The sequence below is a fragment of the Desulfovibrio sp. 1214_IL3152 genome, from assembly GCF_036763055.1.
Taxonomy (GTDB): Bacteria; Desulfobacterota; Desulfovibrionia; order Desulfovibrionales; family Desulfovibrionaceae; genus Desulfovibrio.
In genome coordinates this window covers 1-4,737 of record NZ_JBAIYW010000119.1, presented here as the reverse complement: position 1 = coordinate 4,737, position 4,737 = coordinate 1, and the positions used below count along the sequence as shown (strand labels likewise).

Sequence of the window (4,737 nt, the reverse complement as noted above, 5' to 3'; positions counted from 1 at the left end):
CGGCATCCCGCCACGCGGACCTTTCAGGCCTTGCGCATGGCTGTTAACGATGAACTTGGCGAACTGCGCCGTTTTCTGGATCAGATACTGGCATGGTTGCCCATTGGCGGGCGTCTGGCGGTCATAACCTTTCATTCGCTTGAGGATCGCATGGTCAAGCAGGCCATGCGCCACTGGGCCGAAGGCTGCCGTTGCCCGAGGCACATTCCCCGTTGCGTGTGCGGGCATCAGCCCGAGGTGCGCATTCTGTACAAAAAACCCTTGCAGGCCGGGCCGGAAGAGTTGGCGGCAAATTCCCGCGCGGGCAGCGCAAAGCTGCGTGCGGTTGAAAAGATTGCCGAGGATTCCGGCTCGTGAAGCGTAATCTTTCCGCGAAGCCTGGCGGCGGCAGGGGATGGCTGCTGTTTCTGGTGCTCGGTTTGCTGGCCTGTATGGTCATGGGCCTTGTGCTCGTATGGAGCAACATTGAGCGCATGGATACCACATATTTCATCAATATCGCGCAGAACACCATGCGCGAGCGGCGCGCCCTGCGCGCCAAGCTTGAAGTGGAAAGAGAGCGCCTGCTTTCGCCCTATGAGCTGCGCCGCCGCGCCGAGGAATTTTCCATGCGTGAGCCGAAGCCGGGGCAGATACGCCGAATGGAAGGCCACTAGGCCCTGCGCGTATAAAACCTCTCCGACGAGCCGTACCCGTCCGTTCCGGACATGCGCGGGCCGGAGACGGCAACATAAATACTATCAGTAAAAACCGGGGCAACCCGGAAGCCATCGGGACTCGCCATGTTCAAATTCAATTCGCGCAAGGCCAACAGGCATACAGATGCCCCCAGAGCCGAAAAAAAAACACGCGTCTCCAATCGCATGCGGACGCCGGCTCCCGAAGGCAAGTCGCGCTTTGCGTGGGCCGGGCAGGTTGATTGGGGCCGTGTGCGCATCAGGATGGTTGTTGTTGTCTTTTGTCTGCTGTGGGCGGGCCTTTGGGGCCGCGCCTGGTATCTTCAGATGATAGAAGGCCCGCGCCTGGCTGAGCGCGCACGGCGGCAGCATATGGCCTCGGAGCTGGTGACCGGCCGTCGCGGCATGATTTTTGACCGTAACGGGCAGGTGCTGGCCCGCAGTATTGAGGCGCGCTCCGTTTATGCCCGGCCGCAGGAAATTGAAGATTTTCAGGCCATGGCGAACACCCTTGGCCCTATTTTGGGCATCGAGCCGCAGAAGCTTTATAATGACCTTTCTCAGACGAAACGCCGTTTTGTGTGGATAAAGCGCAAGGTTGACGACTTCACCGCCGAGGCGGTGCGCAAGACCAATCTGGCAGGCATCGGTCTTTCCAAGGAATACGACCGCGTTTACCCGTTCAAGCATATGGCCGGTCAGGTGTTGGGCTTTGTGGGCCTGGACGACAAGGGGCTTGAGGGCATTGAGCGTTCAATGGAAGCGCGTCTGGGCTGCATCCCCACCCGCCAGATAGTGCAGCGCGATGCTATGGGCCGCCGCTTTTACCTGCATGAAGAAGGGCAGAGCGAACCGCGTGGTCAGGACCTTACGCTGACCATCGACGTGCAGATGCAGTTCATTGTGGAAGAAGCCGTGGCGCGTGCCGTGCGTGACTATGACGCCCGTTGGGGCGGCGCGCTGGTGGTGGATGTGCCTTCGGGAGAAATTGTGGCCTGGGCACAGTACCCATTTTTCAATCCCAATATTTACAAAGACACAAGCCCTCTCGTGTATCGTAACCGTCTGGCGGCCGACGCCCTTGAGCCTGGCTCAACCTTCAAACCTTTTGTCATGGCCGCCGCCATTCAGGAAAAGAAAATCAGCACCAGCACCGCCATTGATTGCGAAAGCGGCCGGTGGGTGGCAAAAAACTTCACTATTCGTGACACCTCCCGTCAGGGGGTGCTGCCCGCCAACAAGGTGCTGCGCTATTCTTCCAACATCGGCATGGCTAAAATCGGCCTGATGATGGGTGCGCCCACGTTTTACAAATACTTGCATGCGCTTGGTTTCGGGCAGCGCACCAATGTGCCGGTGGCCGACAGCAAGGGCATTTTGCGCATCCCTCGCGACTGGAGCGAGGTGGACATCATGTCCACATCGTTCGGGCAGAGCATTTCCGTCACGGGTCTGCAAATGGCCCAGGCCTATCTGACGCTGCTGAACAACGGCGTTTACAAGCCGCTGCGCCTGACGCGCGATGACAACAATGTGGAGGAAGTTCCGCAGCGTGTCTTCTCGCAGACCACTGTGCGCGAGGTCATGCGCATGATGCGCGACGTGGTTGAAGAAAGCGACGGCACAGGCAAGCGCGCCCGCATTGACGGCATTGAGGCGGCGGGAAAAACCGGCACGGCACAGAAAGCCGACCATCGGGCCGGTACGTATGGCAGTAAGCGTCTGGCATCTTTTGTCGGCTTTTTTCCGGCCGACAAGCCGCGCTACCTGATTCTGGTCATGGTGGACGAACCCACGCGCAATCAGTACGGCGGCGTGGTGGCGGCTCCGGTGTTCAAGGAAATAGCCAGCCGCACACTGACGTATACGGGCATTGTTCCGGAGGCAAAGAAGGCCGCAGTGGCTGCAAGTCCCGCTGCTCCCTCTGCGGGGCGCAAACGCGGCCTGAAGCTGGCCGGTCTGGATGTGCCGTACGTCAACGAAGTTCAAAAAACCGCCGCACAGCAGGATGAAGGCATGCGTCTGCCCGGACACCTGGCTAAGGCGGGCAGCCGTGTTCCCGACGTTATGGGCAAATCCGTGCGCAATGCGGTGGAACTTTTTGCCCGGGCGGGCGTTGTGCCGGAACTCAAGGGATCCGGCAGCCGCGTGGTCAAGCAGACTCCGGCTCCGGGAGCGGTATGGCCCGAAGAAGATAACAAGACGGAATATATTCTCTGGCTTTCAGAGCGGTAAGGCCGGTTGCTGCCCGTCGCAGAAGCTATTCCGCAGCAGCGGTGGCAGCAATGGCGGGTGAAGAAGCCCGGAGGGCCGGGAGTTTTTGCAAGGCACGGCATCAATAAAGGGTTTGGGCGGGTTTGGCGCAAACGGGCCTGCCTTGCCGCAAGGCAACACGCTTAAAACGAAATTGCTCTACAAAGAGGTTGGTTATGAATCGGGAATTTGCGGCCCTGCTGGATAAGTGCGGACGTGGCGAAATAGAGGTGCGCGCAGACTCGCGTCAGGTATGCCCCGGTGATATTTTTGTGGCAGTGCCCGGCGTCAAGGAAGATGGCGCGCAGTTTATTCCTGCCGCTGTTGAAGCAGGGGCGGGAGTTGTCGTTTGCCGGGCCGACAGCGAGGAAGCCGCAGCCGCAGCCGCGGCCGGGTGCAGAGTCGTCCACTACGCCGATCCGCGCGAGGCGCTCTGGCGGCTGGCGCAGGCCCGCTGGCGTACTGACACCTTGCCTATCCGTATCGTGGGTGTTACAGGCACCAACGGCAAAACCACCTGCACCTATCTGCTTGAACGTCTTTTTGCCCAGGCAGGGCATAAGCTCGGCGTTATGGGAACGGTGAGCTATCGCTGGCCCGGCCACGTTGAGGCGGCTCCCCTGACCACGCCCGATGCCCTGAGCGTGCACGCCATGCTGGCCGCCATGGCGCGGGACGGCGTGGGTGTGGCCGTGATGGAGGTTTCCTCTCACGCCATCGACCAGCAGCGGGTGTGCGGCGTGCCTTTTTCCGGCGCGGCCTTCACCAACCTGAGTCAGGATCATCTTGACTACCACAGGGATATGGAAAGCTATTTTCAGGCCAAGGCCAGGCTTTTTCTTGAGCTGCCGCGCGCGGACAAGTCAATGGCCGTCAATGCCGACGATGCCTGGGGCCGCCGTCTGCTGGAACTGTGTCCCACGGCACTTTCCTTCGGCCTGCAAAAGGGCGCGCCCAACAGGCGGCATTTGTGGGGAGAACTGCTTTCTTCCACCACAAAAGGCTGCCATCTGCGCATGAGCCTTGAAGATATGCAGTGGGAACTGCGCTCACCCCTTGTGGGGGCCTTCAATGCCTCAAATCTGCTTGCAGTGCAGGCCGTGGCGCTGGAAATGGGTATTGATCCCGAAGCCTTCAAGGCTTTGGAAAGCTTTACGGGGGTCAGTGGCAGGCTGGAACGTGTAGAAAATCCGCAGGGGCTTAATATTTTTGTGGATTACGCCCACACGCCCGACGCGCTTGAGAATGTTCTTAAAGCTTTGCGTGATGCCGGTTTTGAGCGCGTGATCACGGTTTTCGGCTGCGGCGGCAACCGTGACCGCAGCAAAAGACCCGTCATGGGCGAAGCTGTGGCCCGCTGGTCGGACGTGGCCGTGCTGACCTCGGACAATCCGCGTTTTGAAGACCCGGAAGCCATCCTCAAGGATGTTTTGCCTGGCCTTGCCAATGCCAGAGAGGTGGTGGTCGAGGTTGATCGCCGCCAGGCCACATCCCGGGCTTTGGGCATGCTCGGCCAAAAGGACGCTTTGCTTATTGCGGGCAAAGGGCATGAGGATTATCAGATTATTCAGGGCGTCAAACACCACTATAGCGATCAGGAAGTGGTGCGGGAGATACTCCGGTGCGCCTGACCATAAATGAGGCGGCGACTTGTCTGGGATCGCCCATCACCTTGCCCGAAGCGGAAAACGCCGTCCTGACCGCGGCCGTGACTGACAGTCGCGAGGCAGGGCCGGGAGCGCTTTTTGTCTGTGTACCCGGCAGCAGGGTGGACGGACACGATTTTGCCGCAGCGGCCGTAGGGCAG

The 4,737-nt window shown here is 59.9% G+C and carries 5 protein-coding genes; all 5 read left to right on the top strand.

Going from position 1 to position 4,737, the window contains the following annotated elements; all coding sequences use genetic code 11:
* On the top strand, positions 1-357 hold a 357-nt coding region (mraW, locus tag V6C07_RS02465), incomplete at its 5' end, for a 16S rRNA (cytosine(1402)-N(4))-methyltransferase (protein ID WP_333534801.1).
* Positions 354-656 (top strand): hypothetical protein, encoded by a 303-nt coding sequence (locus V6C07_RS02460; RefSeq protein WP_333534800.1) that lies wholly within the window; start codon positions 354-356, stop codon positions 654-656. The genes mraW and V6C07_RS02460, both read left to right, overlap by 4 nt.
* Before the next feature lie 126 nt (positions 657-782).
* Positions 783-2,912: a penicillin-binding transpeptidase domain-containing protein gene (locus V6C07_RS02455; RefSeq protein ID WP_333534799.1), complete on the top strand. Its 2,130-nt coding sequence runs from the start codon at positions 783-785 to the stop codon at positions 2,910-2,912.
* A 194-nt stretch (positions 2,913-3,106) separates the two neighbouring features.
* Positions 3,107-4,561, top strand: a complete 1,455-nt coding sequence (locus tag V6C07_RS02450; protein WP_333534798.1) for a UDP-N-acetylmuramoyl-L-alanyl-D-glutamate--2,6-diaminopimelate ligase — start codon at positions 3,107-3,109, stop codon at positions 4,559-4,561.
* On the top strand, positions 4,552-4,737 hold a 186-nt coding region (locus V6C07_RS02445; protein WP_442886239.1), incomplete at its 3' end, for a Mur ligase domain-containing protein. The genes V6C07_RS02450 and V6C07_RS02445, both read left to right, overlap by 10 nt.